16 protein-coding genes are annotated in these 15229 nt (G+C 37.4%); 12 read left to right on the top strand and 4 right to left on the bottom strand.

The annotated features are described in order from the left end of the window. Positions 1–182: 182 nt before the first annotated feature. From tnpA to TEPIDINF_RS06435, 3 genes are all read left to right on the top strand, one after another. Positions 183–602, top strand: a complete 420-nt coding sequence (gene tnpA / locus TEPIDINF_RS06445; RefSeq protein ID WP_421691570.1) for an IS200/IS605 family transposase — start codon at positions 183–185, stop codon at positions 600–602. 2 nt (positions 603–604) lie between these two features. Further along, on the top strand, positions 605–1870 hold the full coding sequence (locus TEPIDINF_RS06440; RefSeq protein ID WP_421691569.1) for an RNA-guided endonuclease InsQ/TnpB family protein: 1266 nt from the start codon (positions 605–607) through the stop codon (positions 1868–1870). Between the two features lie 139 nt (positions 1871–2009). Then, complete coding sequence (locus tag TEPIDINF_RS06435; RefSeq protein WP_201024161.1) at positions 2010–2186, top strand: hypothetical protein; 177 nt, start codon at positions 2010–2012, stop codon at positions 2184–2186. 79 nt (positions 2187–2265) lie between these two features. Here the strand turns inward: TEPIDINF_RS06435 and TEPIDINF_RS06430 are convergent, their stop codons facing one another. The 3 genes from TEPIDINF_RS06430 to TEPIDINF_RS06420 are packed head-to-tail and all read right to left on the bottom strand — an operon-like array spanning position 2266 to position 4305. Beyond that, the gene (locus TEPIDINF_RS06430) at positions 2266–2958 is read right to left on the bottom strand and encodes a Crp/Fnr family transcriptional regulator (RefSeq protein WP_421691568.1); all 693 of its coding nucleotides are present in this window, start codon (positions 2956–2958) and stop codon (positions 2266–2268) included. A gap of 13 nt (positions 2959–2971) precedes the next feature. Then, on the bottom strand, positions 2972–3553 hold the full coding sequence (locus tag TEPIDINF_RS06425; RefSeq protein WP_421691567.1) for a 5-formyltetrahydrofolate cyclo-ligase: 582 nt from the start codon (positions 3551–3553) through the stop codon (positions 2972–2974). A gap of 29 nt (positions 3554–3582) precedes the next feature. Further along, positions 3583–4305 (bottom strand): YwiC-like family protein, encoded by a 723-nt coding sequence (locus tag TEPIDINF_RS06420; RefSeq protein ID WP_421691566.1) that lies wholly within the window; start codon positions 4303–4305, stop codon positions 3583–3585. 147 nt (positions 4306–4452) lie between these two features. Between TEPIDINF_RS06420 and TEPIDINF_RS06415 the strand changes: the two genes are divergently transcribed. The 5 genes from TEPIDINF_RS06415 (at position 4453) to TEPIDINF_RS06395 (ending at position 8294) form a co-directional block, all read left to right on the top strand. Then, positions 4453–5568, top strand: a complete 1116-nt coding sequence (locus TEPIDINF_RS06415) for a histidine kinase (RefSeq protein WP_421691565.1) — start codon at positions 4453–4455, stop codon at positions 5566–5568. Continuing rightward, positions 5561–6220 (top strand): response regulator, encoded by a 660-nt coding sequence (locus TEPIDINF_RS06410; protein WP_421691564.1) that lies wholly within the window; start codon positions 5561–5563, stop codon positions 6218–6220. Before TEPIDINF_RS06415 ends, TEPIDINF_RS06410 begins: the two co-directional genes overlap by 8 nt. A gap of 67 nt (positions 6221–6287) precedes the next feature. Next, positions 6288–6539, top strand: a complete 252-nt coding sequence (locus tag TEPIDINF_RS06405; protein WP_068724911.1) for a hypothetical protein — start codon at positions 6288–6290, stop codon at positions 6537–6539. 163 nt (positions 6540–6702) lie between these two features. Continuing rightward, complete coding sequence (locus tag TEPIDINF_RS06400) at positions 6703–7704, top strand: multicopper oxidase domain-containing protein (protein ID WP_069798444.1); 1002 nt, start codon at positions 6703–6705, stop codon at positions 7702–7704. 209 nt (positions 7705–7913) lie between these two features. Then, the gene (locus tag TEPIDINF_RS06395; protein WP_069798446.1) at positions 7914–8294 is read left to right on the top strand and encodes a cupredoxin domain-containing protein; all 381 of its coding nucleotides are present in this window, start codon (positions 7914–7916) and stop codon (positions 8292–8294) included. Between the two features lie 78 nt (positions 8295–8372). Here the strand turns inward: TEPIDINF_RS06395 and TEPIDINF_RS06390 are convergent, their stop codons facing one another. Further along, positions 8373–8594, bottom strand: a complete 222-nt coding sequence (locus TEPIDINF_RS06390; protein ID WP_068724906.1) for a helix-turn-helix domain-containing protein — start codon at positions 8592–8594, stop codon at positions 8373–8375. 256 nt (positions 8595–8850) lie between these two features. Between TEPIDINF_RS06390 and TEPIDINF_RS06385 the strand changes: the two genes are divergently transcribed. From TEPIDINF_RS06385 to narJ, 4 genes are all read left to right on the top strand, one after another. Next, positions 8851–9255, top strand: a complete 405-nt coding sequence (locus tag TEPIDINF_RS06385) for a DUF6306 domain-containing protein (RefSeq protein WP_068724904.1) — start codon at positions 8851–8853, stop codon at positions 9253–9255. Positions 9256–9485: 230 nt separating this feature from the next. Beyond that, on the top strand, positions 9486–13181 hold the full coding sequence (locus TEPIDINF_RS06380; protein ID WP_421691563.1) for a nitrate reductase subunit alpha: 3696 nt from the start codon (positions 9486–9488) through the stop codon (positions 13179–13181). Further along, on the top strand, positions 13171–14688 hold the full coding sequence (gene narH / locus TEPIDINF_RS06375; RefSeq protein ID WP_421691562.1) for a nitrate reductase subunit beta: 1518 nt from the start codon (positions 13171–13173) through the stop codon (positions 14686–14688). Before TEPIDINF_RS06380 ends, narH begins: the two co-directional genes overlap by 11 nt. Beyond that, positions 14688–15227, top strand: coding sequence for a nitrate reductase molybdenum cofactor assembly chaperone (gene narJ / locus TEPIDINF_RS06370; RefSeq protein WP_068724898.1), 540 nt, complete (start codon positions 14688–14690; stop codon positions 15225–15227). Before narH ends, narJ begins: the two co-directional genes overlap by 1 nt. Positions 15228–15229: the final 2 nt, after the last annotated feature.

The following is a 15229-nucleotide window of genomic DNA, read 5'->3' as shown; positions in this document are numbered from 1 at the left end:
CCATTCGTTCTATTGAAGGGGTAAATAACGTCGATGTAAATTTAGGATAAAGCGGTCAGAATCCTCTTCATTTCAATGAAGAGATGATTGACCGCCTTCTTTGTATTGTCTACGTACTATGTGTATTGTGAAAATTCTCCATAATCATTGATATTAAATGACATTTTCTATACACTATATGTATGGAAAATAAATCAAATCTCAAACATGCTAGAACTTGTGTATATAACGTCAACTATCACATTGTATGGTCTGTTAAATATCGAAGAAAGGTTTTAACAAGTCAAATTGAAAGTTATCTAAAAGAACTTTTTCAAGAAATTGCAAACGAAAAAGGATTTGAAATTGTGATGATGGAGGTAGGAGAACAAGATCACGTTCATGTATTTGCGTCCGCTCATCCAAAAGTAGCTCCTTCGTACATTGTAAAAATGTTAAAAGGCATATCAGGAAGGAAATTATTTTTACAGTTTCCTGAAATCAAACAAAAACTATGGAAAGGACATTTATGGAACAGTAGCTTTTATCTTGAAACAGTAGGCTCTATGAGCGAGGATGTAATCAAAAAATATATTGCAAATCAATCAAAAGGTGGTGAATAAGGATGATTCGTGCTTCTTATTTTGTTTTCAAACCAAATAAAGAAACCAATATCATTTTATCTCAGTTAGGATATGCAGCAAGAAAATTGTGGAATGTAGGAAACTACGAAAAAAGAAACTGGACAAAGGATAGTGGTGTAGCATTTCCAAATTGGTACGAACAGAAAAAGAAGCTGAAAGAACATTTTTGGTATAAGAATCTGCCTTCCCAATCAGCGCAGGAAGTTTTAAAAGTTCTTCAGGAAGCATGGGAATCGTTCTTTGAATTGAAAAAGGCAGGCGGAATCGAAAATCCAAAACCTCCACGATTCAAAGAAAGCAATTTGAATGTGAAATTTTTGAATAACGGATTTCGAATCGAAGGAAATAGAATAAGGCTATCTATTCCAGCAAAACAAAAAGCTCATCTTCGTGAAAAATATGGGATTCAAACGAAGTTTGTTTATATCCCAATACCTGAACACATTAAAATAGGGATAGTAAAAACGGTTGAAGTGAAGCCATTAGTTGACGGAGAATATAAAATCATACTGTCACAAGAATATCAAGATATACCAACCAAAAAGAATGGCACAAAATTCATGGCGATTGATATAGGTATTGCTAATGCTTTAACCTGTTATGACTATCTAGGACATTCACATATCATATCAGGACGACAATGGCTGTCGGTTGAACGATACTTTCACAAGAAAATAGCGCATTATCAAGCTATTTCTGACGCTCAACAATCAGCCAAAGGCGTGAAATATCCAAAAAAATCAAAAAGAGTTCTGCAACTATACAAGAAAAAGAAAAACCAAATTTTTCATATTCTACACTGCATGACAAAGAGGGTCATAGAAATAGCCGTGACACAAGGGGTTGAAACAATTGTGATAGGTGACATCACAGGGATACGAGAACAGGCAGATATGGGTAAGAAAACGAATCAAAAGTTTCATAATCTTCCATATCATAAACTTATCCATATGCTTACGTATAAGGCAGAAGAACGGGGAATTTCTGTAGAAAAGATAACAGAAGAATATACATCACAAACTTGTTCTGTATGTAAACCAATACCATCTAAAGATCATGCGAAAAAGTCCAATCGGAAATACAGAGGACTATATGAGTGCAGTGATTGTCAAACTGTAATCAATGCTGATGTAAATGGAGCAATCAATATCAGTAAAAAGTATCTGAAAGAACTAAATGTTCAATCAGTAGTGGTGTTGGACACGCCAACAGTGTATACGTTCAATGGACAACAGTTCATAGCGTAGAACTGGAAGCTCGCCATTTCAATGGCGATGTAGTTCACTCTGGCAACCAGCTTGGTCACCTGATAAAATGACTGATGAAGCAAAGAAAAAATTAGGAATGTTTTAAACTAGTAAAATGATGAGAGGAAGGAAGAGAAAGATGAAAGTATTTTATGATTTAAAAACAACAGCAGATTTAAAAGAGATTAAAGAAATGTTAAAACCTTTTGGAGGACGTTGTGCAAAAATAACCAACGGTAAATTAGAGTATCAAATCAAAGAAGAAAAAGAACAAGAAGCCCTAGAGGCACTTAAAGAAAAAGGAATTGTTGGATAATCATCCTTTTCCGTAGAAAATGTATTTTGTACACCAAAGAAAGAGGCGAACAACGGAGCTATGTACAAAATACATTTTTTCAATTAATATAATTCTTTAACTCTTCCAGATCTTTAATTACAATTTCCCCTCGTTTCATGGTTAGGATCCCATTTTTCTCTAAAGTTGACATCATCCGATTTACATTCTCCCTTGCCGCTCCAATAAAATTAGCTAATTCTTGGTGGGTAAGAGTTAATTGAATAGCAATCCCTTCTTCGGTCTTCACACCATATTCTTCTGCAAGACGAACTAATGAAGCAGATAAAGCCCCTAACTTTCCATATAATGTAACATCACGTAATTTGGATTGAGCTTGATGGAGACGTTCTCCCATGATCTGAATAATAGAAATCCCAATCTCAGGATAACGCATAATAATCTGTTCAAGATCTTGATTTCTAATGATGACAACCTCACCGTCTTCAATCATTTCAGCGGTGGCAGGATAGATCGTTTTTCTAAATAAGGCAACCTCTGCAAAGAGATCACCAGGTTTTCGTATATGTAAGATGAGTTCTTTTCCATTAGGTGTTGACTTGGTTAAGCGAACCTTTCCTTTGCGAAGGAAATAAATGGCATCTACTGGATCGTGTTCCACGAATAAAACCGTTCCTTTTCTTACAGTTCGCTCAACAAGGGCATTTTTTAATAATTCTTTATTTTGCTCTGACAAATCTGCGAATAAGGGAATTAAGTTGATGATTTTTTTTGCTGCATGTGGGTGTTCCATCAGAAAAACTCCTTTAAAAGTTTTTGTAAACCCATCCTTCTTCCGTCATGATTCCATCCATTGGAATATCCCACTGGCTTACATGCCAATGTTCTCTAACGATTTGCGATTGAAAGGCTAGGCCAATTTTAGGGACTAAAGGGTTTAAGGTCTCTAGAAAACGATCGTAATAGCCTTTTCCGTGACCAATACGGTTTCCTTTAGGGTCAAAAGCGACACCAGGCACGATGACTAGGTCGATTTTCTTCGGATCAACAGGACGAATCATTTCTTTTTTTGGCTCACGTAGACCAAAATATCCTTTTTCAATCATACTTAAACCTGTTATTTGACTGGGGAAAAGCGTTGTATCTTTTGGATTGCATACTGGCACCGATACGACCTTTTGCAAGTTGATGGCTTTAGAAACAAGGTCATCTGTTTGAACTTCGTTTTGATAACTCATATATGTCATAATATGTTTGGCTTGATAAAAGATAGGAGATTCAAATAAATGTTCAAGTATTTTTCTAGAGTGTATGGTAACCTCATGTGGATCTAGATTTCTTCGTTTTTCTAAAAAAAGTTTGCGAATTTCTTCTTTAGTAGTTGTCAAAAAAGTCACTCCTCGTTTCAGGTTTTATTTCATTTTACACTTAAGACGACAAAAATGATAAACCAAATCGTATTGATAATTTCAAGGATACCGACCCTTTTAGGCGTTAAAGGGGCTCCAGCACGTGTTGATAGTGTCTTTACCATAGAAAATAAGTAAGCCAATATCAAATAGAACTCAGAAAATAAGAAACCCAATAAAGGGAGGAATATCATATAGAGATTTGTGACCCATTTAAAACGTTTGTTTTCTTTCTCACGATATAAAGTTTTGACAAATAGCGCGGTTCCAAAGAAAAAGAGTAAATTTAACAACCATAAATAGTAGGCTCTCTCATCTATTTGATGACTACCGATATAGTAAGACGCAAGCAATGTTGACGTAAGCGATACCATTGCGCTGAAGTCATTGAATAATGCCCTTTCTTTTTTCTGCTTAGCAAAATATAGATTGATCAAAAAGAAGGGAATGATCATTAAAATAATAGAAAGTAACTTAGGAAACCAAATAAGAAAAGGGATGCTAAGAAGGAATGAAATGGCTAAATAGGTAAAGGATAACTTCCACCACTCTTTCCGATCCGAAGGCCTTTTAATCCCTTGCAAAAAAGGAGAAATTGATATATATGCAAAAAAGATACTAATAAAGAGAAGGATATGGAACCAGTGAAAATCGGTAACAAGAAAGCCAATGATATAGGGTGCAATCCACATTGCCCATGCGCCATGCTCTTTTGGTACAATTAATTTCATAGCCTTTTTTTCTCCTTAAAATGTTATATTTTTGTTATAATCATAATTAAGTTTATCAATATAATTATATTGTTTCAATTTCATTTGCGAATTTTTTTTTTTACTTATCACAAAAATTGTTGGACATGAAAGAAAGGTAGTCATTTAATGAACGAACTCATCTTATTTTTGGGCACCATTTTTTTATCTACTATTCTTTTTTATACCATTTATCGCAAAGACAAAGCGATAAGAGCTGAACGGGAAAGATTACTTAATGTGTTTCAACATGTTTCAGATGGAATTATGGTTTTAGATGAACAGAAGAATATAGTTGAAATGAATGATACTGCTAAGGAGTTGCTTGGAGGCGAAATCGTACCAGATATTTTCTGCAATATCTGTCAAGACACGAATGGTAAATTAAAAATTTGTGAATATGATAAATGTTTTTTAAACCACCACAAGCTATCCTACTATGAATTGCAATTAAATCATAAAAATGATTCTAAAATTCCTGTTTCAATTAGTACTTCAAACTTTTTGGGAGCAGACCAAAAGCCTTTAACCATCTTGTCTATTCGAAATTTGAGCGATTATCGCAAAAAGGAACAGAATCGGATCCATAATATGCTTGCTGCTTCCATGATTCGTGCGCAAGAAGAGGAGAGAAAACGCTTGTCGCGAGAATTACATGATGGGATTGGACAGTCGATTTTTAGTGTATTATTAGGATTAGAATATATGCAACCGATTTTAAAAAGTGAAGAAGCAAGACAGCATTTGGAACAATTAAGGGTGACGACAAAGCGAACTCTAGAAGAAATTAGACATATGGCTGTTGAATTAAGGCCTTCTGCCTTAGATGACTTAGGGTTAATTGCTGCACTTAAATCATATATAAAGACGTTTGGTGATACATTCGGAATTCAAATTAATTTTGAATATTCAGGGGACAAGGAACGATTAGCTTCCAGCATTGAAACTGCATTGTATCGAATTAGTCAAGAAGCATTAACCAATGTAGCCAAATATGCAGATAGTGATCGAGTTGATTTAACGATGTGCAAAAAAGAAAATGAAGTGGTTTTGAAGGTTAAAGATTATGGAAAAGGATTTTCAATGGAGGATATCGGGCGTCATGATAAAGGGGTAGGTTTATACGGAATGGAAGAACGAGCTTCCATGTTGGGGGGGACCTTCCATATTACTTCTCAACTAGGGAAAGGGACAGAAATTGAGGTCCATATTCCTTTACAAAAGGGGGAGGAGAAGATTGGATAAGATCAAAATCTTATTAGTGGATGATCATGCAGTGGTTCGATCTGGATTAATGATGTTAATGAATGCCCAAACCGATATGGAGGTTGTAGGGGAAGCAGCTGATGGAAATGAGGGGATTAACAAGGCATTGGAACTAAAACCAGATGTCGTGTTAATGGATCTCAGTATGCCACATGGAAAAGATGGCTTTTCCGCTACTGCAGAATTAAAAAAAGCGATGCCTCATTTATCAGTCTTAATTCTAACAATGCATGATGACGATGAGTATCTTTTCCGTGGATTAAAAGCTGGCGCTTCAGGTTATATTCTAAAAAGTGCACCAAGTCAAGAATTGTTACACGCCATTCGAACGGTTCGTAAGGGAGAAGCTTATCTCTATCCCACTGCTACAAAACGGTTAATTGAAGGCTATCTAAATTTTGCAGAAAAGGAAGAACAAGATTCATTAGATTTACTATCTTCTCGTGAGAAAGAAGTCTTGTCCTTTGTTGCCTTAGGCTATTCTAATAAAGAAATTGCTGATAAGCTTGTTATTAGTGTGAAGACGGTGGAGAACCATAAAGCAAATATTATGGAAAAACTACAGCTCACCACTCGCCCACAATTAGTGAAATTTGCGATTAAAAAGGGTTTACTTGATTTGGATGAGTGAAATGATCACTTTATGATTCAGATTTATGATATAATAGATTAAATATATTTATGATTAAGAGGCGGTGTTGAAATTGGATATGGACAAGCTTTTTGAAGGGATATATGCCATTCAAAAACAGTTAGGCGAATTTCAACAAGAAATGAGAGCAGAAATTTCTGGGGTTAAAGGTGAGATTTCAGAAATCAAGAGAGACATCAAGAGTATTAATGAACGTTTAGATAGTATCGAGGCCAGTTTAGAACTTCTCGCAAATCGCCAATTTAAGCATGAAACAGAAATTGAAGTGATGAAAAAGAAGTTTTTTGCAACTATCTAGATAACCAAAATATAGGTACCTATGTCATAATTGTGGCAATGGTGCCTTTTTTGTTGAGTCCGAAATGTATTCTTGTATTTACGAAAATGTGATTTTTATCATATATTTTTTTGTGAGGATTTGTTACTATTACCATAGTGTAAAAGGTGAAGGGGGACACAAAATGAGAGCTAATATGAAGATGGCCTTTTTTATAGGAGCAATCGCTGTAGTCATTGGCTTAGCTGGATGTAGCACTGGACAACTTTCTATAAATCATGCACAGAACCAAAGCCAAGGGCAAAATCAAGACCAAAAATCAGAGCAATTTATTGGTCAACCGAAATATCCTGCCGAAATTAAGCGAAATGGAAACGCGGTCGATATTACTTTCTATATAACACAAAATAAGATTGAAATTGCAAAAGATAAATATTATCAAGGTTGGACATTTGATGGTACCGTTCCAGGACCTGTATTGCGTGTAAAACAGGGCGATAAGGTTCGTTTTACCTTAGTGAATAAAGATCCAAATATGCCGCATTCAATGGATTTCCATGCATCAGAGATCGCTCCAGACAAAAACTATGTGGATGTTGCGCCTGGTGAATCTTTTACGTATGAATGGGAGGCTAAAGTTCCTGGTGCCTTTATGTATCATTGTGGAACACCCCCTGTGCTTGCTCATATCGCAAATGGGATGTACGGAGCCATTATCGTCGATCCGGCTGATTCTGAACAAACCTTTGAAAAAGCAAGGGAATTCGTTTTGGTTCAAAGTGAATTCTATAAAGATGCGAACGATCTAGAAGATATGATGAATGGCGAACCACAAGTGGTTGCATTTAATGGAAAAGCCTTTAAATATAAAGATCAGCCTCTAGAGGCTAAACCGGGAGAATTAATCCGTTTTTATGTTGTGAACGCAGGGCCAAACAATTTTAGTGCCTTTCATATTGTAGGAACTATTTTTGAAAAAGTCTATTTAAACGGTTATCCAGAGAATGTAGATAAAGGTGTACAAACCGTTACCATTCCACCTGGAGGAAGTTATGTCGTTGAATTAAGAGTACCTGAAGAAGGAGCTTATCCGATTGTTACTCACTCCTTCAAAGATGCAACAAAAGGTGCAACCGGAATATTAAAAATTACAAAAGATACCAAAGATCAACCATTAGCACCGTAAGAATAAATGGGTTTGTATATTCCAACGCGCTCCGTTGTCCGTGTATTTCTACACTCCTAAAAGCACACAAAGTGTACAAGTGACGCTACACAGCTGAAGCTGCTAGTCGTCCTATATCTTTGCTTATGGAATATACAAATTCTAAGTGATTAAAGGAAGAAAGTTACACTTTCTAATTGATAAATTTAAGAATGAAAAAGGTGAAGGATATGAAAAAAATCATACTTGTCTTAGTAAGCAGTTTGCTTTTTCTTGGAATCCTAGCTGGTTGTGGACAATCATCGAATCAAGCCCAAACCTCAGATGATCAGATTCAAACGGTTCACATTGTGGCTGAGGATTGGAAGTTTATTCCTGATACGATCAATGTTAAACCAGGTAAAGTTAAATTTGTCATTGAAAACAAAGCAAAAAGAATGCATGGATTTGCGATTGATGAGTTAGGGATTAACGAATCATTGGCACCAGGGAAAACGGTTGAAAAAATAGTCGATGTCAAAGAGGCTGGTAGTTACACCTTTTACTGTTCTGTTGTATGTGGGGATCTGGATCAACATGGTGGAATGAAAGGAACACTAACGGTTCAGTAAAACGATTAGACCGATGTCTTGCTAAAGAAAAAATGAAAAAAGGCAGAAAAAAGGGATGATATGGTTGGTCCCTTAATTTTAGATTTTATCTTTTAGATCATTTGGATTGATGTAAAGGTGATTCTTATCATCGGTTTCAATTAAATCTTCTTTTTTTAATTGGGCAAAGGTACGACTAATCGTTTCCCTTGTAACTCCAATCATACTTCTAACAGTGATTTTTTCAATTCGATCTAAGTCTTCCTCATCTAAACCTTTTAATAATTCAACTTGTTGTAACATTTCTTTTATAGATGGCATCTTTCCATCAATCCTTTTTGGTTATTGCTATTACAACTGTATTTATCATATTTATTGTACAATAGTGTGATTCTACTTACAACTCCTTATCATGATTAGTTTGAGTCAAATATTTGTGGGAGAAAATTTTTACAAATATATTATGTAGTATATTCAGTTTTAGAATTTCCTGATGGAAACATATCCTACAGTGCATCGCCTTGTCATAAATGGAGATGGGGCACGATGGATTACCGCATAAAGGAGAGAGATCAGATTGGAAAATAAAAAAATCGAATTGTTAAATCAATTGCTTGAAGCTGAAAAAGCTGGAGTCGTTACACTGGATTTTTTTCAAAAAGCATATCCTGATGTGGAATTACCACTTGATCTGATTAAAAGCGATGAATCTTGGTCAACCAATGGTTTGATTGAAAGTGTGAAAAGAGAAGGCGGTGTACCTAGTAAAAATACAGGGGATTTTGCGGATAAGGTGAAAGCTCAAGAAGGTTTAAGCAACCGATTATCTTTATTAAACAAAGGACAATCCTGGGTTGTTCGTAAAATTGATGATTTATTTCAAATGGAATTACATGAGGAAACCCGTTCATTTTTAACTCAGATGAAAAAGAAACATATTGAAAATATTCAAACCTGTCAAGACTTTTTGGATCGTCAGTAAAGAACAATCTAGCAAGGAATGGCAAGATGAGTATAAAAAATAAAACGAGTATATAAGATTAAATAGATAACAAAAGAATACAATGGGAATTTACACCTCCTACGAATTTGTGTAGGGGTGTTTTTTTTTGTCTTTTTTTTCTAGTTTGCGAAAAAAACTACATATTTTTCTTTCTGTCAATAAATACTAACACAAAATGTGTATTTTTTCCCAACAAAGGAGAATGAAGCATGACAAAGAAAAAGATACCGCCTTTATTAAAGAAATGGACGTTTTTTCAACAAGAAAAGATCCGATCGAAGGATGGATGGAGTGAAGTAACACCCTATGATCGGGATAATGAGAAAATTTATCGTCGTCGTTGGCAACATGATAAGTTTATCCGCACTACCCATGGGGTGAACTGTACAGGTTCATGCAGTTGGCGAGTTTTTGTGAAGGATGGAATCATTACTTGGGAAAATCAGGCGATTGATTATCCTTCACCAGGTCCAGATATGCCAGAATTCGAGCCAAGAGGATGTCCAAGAGGGGCAACCTTCTCATGGTACACCTATAGTCCTGTACGTGTGAAATACCCTTACGTTCGAAGCACACTTCTAAAATTCTGGCGAGAAGCTATGAAGCAATATGGGCAAAATCCGATTGAAGCATGGAAAAGTATTTTAAGTGATCCAGAAAAAACAAAAGCATATAAAGAGGCACGCGGTAAAGGTGGATTTGTTCGCGCTTCTTGGGATGAAGTAAACAAGATGGTCGCATCCTCGATGATACATACGATTCAAGAATATGGCCCAGATCGCATTGTCGGTTTTTCACCGATCCCTGCCATGTCGATCGTTAGCTATTCTGCAGGGGCTAGATTTCTTAATCTTGTCGGTGCCCCGATACTTAGTTTTTATGACTGGTATGCAGACTTACCACCTTCTTCGCCGCAAATCTGGGGGGAGCAAACCGATGTGCCAGAAAGTAGCGATTGGTATAACTCAGGGTACATTCTGATATGGGGTTCTAATATCCCACAGACTCGTACTCCTGATGCTCATTTTATGGTAGAAGCACGTTATCGGGGAACGAAAGTGGTTGGCGTTAGCCCTGATTACGCAGAATACATTAAGTTTGCGGATCATTGGCTGGCAGTTAACCCTGGGACTGATGCTGCATTAGGGATGGCCATGACCCATGTCATCTTGAAGGAATTCTATGTAAACAAACAAACAGAATATTTTACCGATTATGTGAAAAAGTTTACGGATCTTCCGTTCTTAATCAAACTGAAAAAACGTGGAGAAAATTTTGTAGCTGACCGCTTCCTTGTTGCTAGTGACTTAGGACTACCTTTGGATAAAGCTGAATGGAAAACGGTTGTATTTGATAAAAACTCAAACCAATTTGTCGTTCCCAATGGCTCAATCGGCCATCGTTGGGATGGTAAAGTGAATTGGAATTTAAAAATGGAAGATAGTGAAAAGGGAATTACAAATGTGGATCCACCGTTAACACTTCTAGGTCACCAAGATGAGGTTGTGATGGTCGTTTTCCCTTATTTTGATGAAGGAAAGAAGGAAATTCTTCATCGTTCTGTTCCTGTAAAAAAATTAGAATATCAAGGGGAAATCATCTATACGACAACTGTCTTCGATCTCATGTTAGCAAATTCAGGTGTGGATCGTGGATTGCCGGGAGATTATCCAAAAGATTATAACGATGCAGAACCCTATACACCAGCATGGCAAGAAGCGATTACAGGTGTAGATCGGAATCTAGTGATTCAAATTGCCCGTGAATTTGCCCAAAATGCAATCGATACCAAGGGGCGCTCGATGATCATTATGGGTGCAGGAATCAATCACTGGTACCATTCAGATATGATCTACCGGACGATTTTAAATTTAGTCATGCTTACAGGTTCCCAAGGTAAAAATGGTGGAGGATGGGCCCATTATGTGGGTCAAGAAAAGATTCGTCCTTTTGAAGGGTTTCAGCAAATTGCGATGGCAAGAGATTGGGGTGGGCCACCTAGATTGCAAAATGGAACCTCTTATTGGTATTTCGTATCCGACCAATGGCGATATGATGAATTAATGTTGGAGGAACTCACTTCACCATTGGTTGCCCAAACTCGTTATCGTCATACAGCAGATTATAATGTATTAGCGGCTCGTCTTGGTTGGTTACCTTCTTATCCTCAATTTGATCAAAATCCACTGAAATTAGTGGAAGAGGCAAAGCAATCAGGAGCTAAGGAAAAGGATCAAATCGTTCAATATGTGGCTGATCAATTAAAACAAGGGAAGCTACGTTTTGCAATAGAAGATCCAGATGATCCTAAAAATTTCCCGAAGGTGTTTTTGCTATGGCGGGAAAATCTATTGCAAAGTTCAGGTAAAGGACATGAATTCTTCCTTAAACACTTACTTGGAACCCATAACGGGGTTTTAGGTGAAGAAAACCAGACCTTAAAACCATCAGAGATCAAGTGGAGGGAAGAGGCTCCCAAAGGGAAAGCGGATTTGATCATCAGTTTAGATTTTCGCATGGCTGGAACTCCGCTTTATTCAGATATCATTCTTCCAGCAGCGACTTGGTATGAGAAGTTTGACTTAAGTAGTACAGATATGCATCCCTTTGTTCATCCCTTTAACCCAGCCATTGATCCTCCTTTTGAAGCAAGGCCGGATTGGGATATTTTTAAAGGAATTGCCCAAGTTTTTTCTGAGCTTGCCAAAACCTATTTACCAGGGGTACATAAAGATATTGTTACAACTCCCTTACTTCATGATTCGCCTGATGAGATCGCTCAGCCATTTGGTCAAGTGCCTGATTGGAAGAATGGAGAACATGATCCCATTCCAGGGAAAAATCTTCCTAGGATTCACGTTGTAGACCGCGATTATACCCAAGTTTATGAAAAGATGATTAGCCTTGGTCCGCTTGTAAAAGAATCGATTGGAGCGCATGGAATCGCCTGGAAGGGAGCAGAAGAATATACCAAACTCCAGAATCTACTAGGCACAAGGGACAAAGAAGGATTTACGGAATGTCCTTCCCTTTACAGTGCGAGGGATGCTGCCGAGGCCATATTAGCCTTATCGAGTACTACCAATGGTTCAATGGCAATGAAATCTTGGGAAGCACTTGAAAAGAAAACGGGAGTAGAATTAAACGATATTGCTAAAGAACGAGCTGAAGAGCATTTTTCATTTTTTGATATCTCTACCCAACCAAGAAAGGTGATCTCATCAGCTATATTTAGTGGGCATATGAGTGGGGAAAGAAGATATTCTCCCTTTACTGTTAATGTAGAACGGTTAGTCCCATGGAGGACATTAACGGGTCGTCAACATTTTTACTTAGATCATGAATTGATCATGGAATTTGGCGAGAATTTACCGCTTTATAAACCAACTCTGTCAATGAAACCTTTTTATCCAAATGATCGAAGGCCAAATACGAATGATAAGGAAATCACCTTGCGTTATCTAACACCACACCATAAATGGTCCTATCATACGACTTTTTATGATACATTGCCTATGCTCACTTTATTCCGTGGTGGACCCCATGTCTGGATCAGTACTAAGGATGCGGAAGAAGCAGGGATTCAAGATAACGATTGGATCGAATTATATAACCGCAACGGAGTGGTTACTGCGCGTGCTGTCGTAAGTCATCGGATGCCAAAAGGTACCGCATATATGTACCATGCTCAAGATCGTACGATTAATATTCCTGGCTCACCGACGACAGGGGAACGAAGTGGATCACATAACAGTTTAACGAGCCTTCATTTAAAACCCACTCATATGATCGGTGGCTATGCACAGCTTAGTTATGGTTTTAATTATTACGGAACGGTAGGAACACAACGTGATGATAAAGTGATCATACGCAAATTGGAGGAGGTGTACTGGCTTGACTATTAAGGCACAATTTGGCATGGTGATGAATTTGGATAAGTGTATAGGATGCCATACCTGTAGCGTTACTTGTAACAATGTGTGGACGAATCGTAAAGGTGCCGAATACATGTGGTGGAACAACGTAGAAACAAAACCTGGGATCGGCTATCCAAAAGAATGGGAAAATCAAGAAAAACATAAAGGAGGTTGGACCCTTCTTAATGATCGTTTGGAATTAAAAGCAGGTGGAAGAAGTACAAAGTTATCGCAAATCTTTTACAATCCTCATCTTACACCGATCGATGATTACTATGAACCTTGGACCTATGATTATGAAGAATTAACCAAAAGCCCTTTACAAAAACATCAACCTGTAGCAAGGCCTAAATCCTTGTTAACAGGAGAATATCTGGAGCTTAAATGGGGGCCAAACTGGGAGGATGACTTAGCAGGCGTTCATGTGACAGGAAAACGAGATTATAATTTCAAAGGAATTGAAGAGAAAATCCGCTTCGAATTCGAACAAACCTTTATGGTCTACCTTCCAAGAATTTGCGAACATTGTATCAATCCTTCTTGTTTGGCCTCGTGCCCATCAGGTGCGATTTATAAAAGGGAAGAAGACGGTATTGTCTTGGTTGATCAAGAAGCATGCCGGAGTTGGCGTTTTTGTATGACAGGCTGCCCTTACAAGAAAACGTATTATAATTGGAATACACAAAAAGCGGAAAAGTGTACTTTCTGTTACCCAAGGATTGAAGCTGGTTTACCAACCGTTTGTTCTGAGACTTGTGTTGGTCGCCTTCGCTACATCGGGATTGTTTTGTACGATTCTGAGCGAATCAAGGAAGTCGCCTCCACAAAGGATGAAAAAGAATTATATCAAGCCCAGTTAAGCATGTTCTTAGATCCCAATGATCCTAACGTGATTGAGCAAGCACGACATGATGGCATTCCAGAAGGTTGGCTTGAAGCAGCAAAGCGCTCACCCATCTATAAGTTGGCTGTGGAATATGGTGTTGCCTTACCATTGCATCCTGAGTTTAGAACTTTACCTATGGTATGGTATGTACCACCACTTAGTCCAATTATGAATGCCTTTCAAGGAAAAGGAGGGGAAGAAGATGCAAGTGTCTTATTCCCAGCGATTGAGCAATTACGAATTCCGATTGAGTACTTGGCCAATCTCTTAACTGCTGGGGATACTGAAATCATTCGCAATGTCCTGAAGAAAATGGTTGCCATGCGCCAATATATGCGTGCATTAAATATTCGTAAACAACCAGATTCAAGCTTGCTTCAACCCTTTGATTTTACAGACCGAAAGATGCAAGAGATGTATCGTTTACTAGCGATTGCCAAATATAGTGATCGATTTGTGATTCCAACAGCTCATCGGGAAAATACCGGTGATTTACAAGAAGAGCAAGGTATAGCAGGTATTTCCTTCTTGGAAGGCTGTCAAACATGTAGTACTGAGTATCGTGACGAAATGGATAACCATCAACTCCATCTAGAGGTGAGGGAATAATGGAAAACACCCAACTTTTATTTAAACTATGTTCACTTTTCTTGCAATATCCTGAAGAGTCATGGGTAAGAAGCAAAGACATAAATAAAATGCTTCAATTTTTAAATAACGGGAAAGAAAAAGAATCTTTAAAGGAATTTAAAGATTATCTCGATCATCATCACTTAGAAGATCTTTGTGAACGCTATGTTCAAACCTTTGATTTTAATGAGAAGACAGCCCTTTATCTGACATATTTTCAGCATAAAGATCAAAAGGAAAGAGGACCTGCTCTTCTGCAATTAAAGGATGAATATCGGAAAGCTGGATTTTACCTTGAAAGTAGCGAGTTGCCTGATTATTTACCCGTTATACTCGAATTTTTGGCGATCGCTCCTTATCGATATTGGCCGAATATTCTCTATTCGCAAAAAGAGAATATTGAAAAGCTGTATAAGGAGTTGGCCAATCTGCAAAGCCCCTATCAATTTGTGGTTGGAGCCAGCTTAGATCACATTCAATCTCTAATGCAACCTGAACTTACTGGAGGTGTGTTATGACA

Origin of the sequence: Tepidibacillus infernus (assembly GCF_048898065.1) — a bacterium.
Classification (GTDB): Bacteria; Bacillota; Bacilli; order Tepidibacillales; family Tepidibacillaceae; genus Tepidibacillus_B; species Tepidibacillus_B infernus.
Note: the sequence above shows the minus strand (reverse complement) of the source record. Positions and strands in the feature narration are given on the sequence as shown.

Excerpts from the sequence above, each read along its gene's own strand:
- TEPIDINF_RS06395 (WP_069798446.1), top strand. The coding sequence starts at position 7,914 with ATGAAAAAAATCATACTTGTCTTAGTAAGCAGTTTGCTTTTTCTTGGA.
- TEPIDINF_RS06390 (WP_068724906.1), bottom strand. The coding sequence starts at position 8,594 with ATGCCATCTATAAAAGAAATGTTACAACAAGTTGAATTATTAAAAGGT.
- TEPIDINF_RS06435 (WP_201024161.1), top strand. The coding sequence starts at position 2,010 with ATGAAAGTATTTTATGATTTAAAAACAACAGCAGATTTAAAAGAGATT.
- tnpA (WP_421691570.1), top strand. The coding sequence starts at position 183 with ATGGAAAATAAATCAAATCTCAAACATGCTAGAACTTGTGTATATAAC.
- narJ (WP_068724898.1), top strand. The coding sequence starts at position 14,688 with ATGGAAAACACCCAACTTTTATTTAAACTATGTTCACTTTTCTTGCAA.
- TEPIDINF_RS06440 (WP_421691569.1), top strand. The coding sequence starts at position 605 with ATGATTCGTGCTTCTTATTTTGTTTTCAAACCAAATAAAGAAACCAAT.
- TEPIDINF_RS06380 (WP_421691563.1), top strand. The coding sequence starts at position 9,486 with ATGACAAAGAAAAAGATACCGCCTTTATTAAAGAAATGGACGTTTTTT.
- TEPIDINF_RS06415 (WP_421691565.1), top strand. The coding sequence starts at position 4,453 with ATGAACGAACTCATCTTATTTTTGGGCACCATTTTTTTATCTACTATT.
- TEPIDINF_RS06400 (WP_069798444.1), top strand. The coding sequence starts at position 6,703 with ATGAGAGCTAATATGAAGATGGCCTTTTTTATAGGAGCAATCGCTGTA.
- TEPIDINF_RS06420 (WP_421691566.1), bottom strand. The coding sequence starts at position 4,305 with ATGAAATTAATTGTACCAAAAGAGCATGGCGCATGGGCAATGTGGATT.
- TEPIDINF_RS06430 (WP_421691568.1), bottom strand. The coding sequence starts at position 2,958 with ATGGAACACCCACATGCAGCAAAAAAAATCATCAACTTAATTCCCTTA.